General features: G+C 67.1%; 1 protein-coding gene. It reads right to left on the reverse strand.

What is annotated here, in order from left to right:
* Positions 1-316, reverse strand: a 316-nt coding sequence (locus EN850_RS35110) for a hypothetical protein (protein WP_136093042.1), incomplete at both ends; no start/stop codon positions are given.

A 316-nucleotide genomic window follows, 5' to 3' on the forward strand; every position in this document is an offset into this window, starting at 1 on the left:
CACCGGTCGCCACCGCCAGCGAGCCCGCCTGGAAATCCACGTCGCCGCCGGAGACGATCTCGATGCGCGACTGATCGCGACGGTCCTGCAGGCGCGAGAGGTTGTCGAAGGTGCCGCTGTTGCTGGACCCGCGAAGCCTGTCCTGCTCGGCGGATTCCTTGACGAGAGCATCGCGCTGGGTATCCAGCGCGGTGGCCTTGCCATCGTCTTCGATCAGCACCGCCGTGGCAGACCCGGCCTGCAGGGTCACGCTGCCCTTGCTGTCGGATGCCGAGTTCAGCAGATGCACGGTGCCACGACGTTGAACCAGCGTGGC

This window comes from Mesorhizobium sp. M8A.F.Ca.ET.207.01.1.1, assembly GCF_004794715.1.
Lineage (GTDB): Bacteria > Pseudomonadota > Alphaproteobacteria > Rhizobiales > Rhizobiaceae > Mesorhizobium.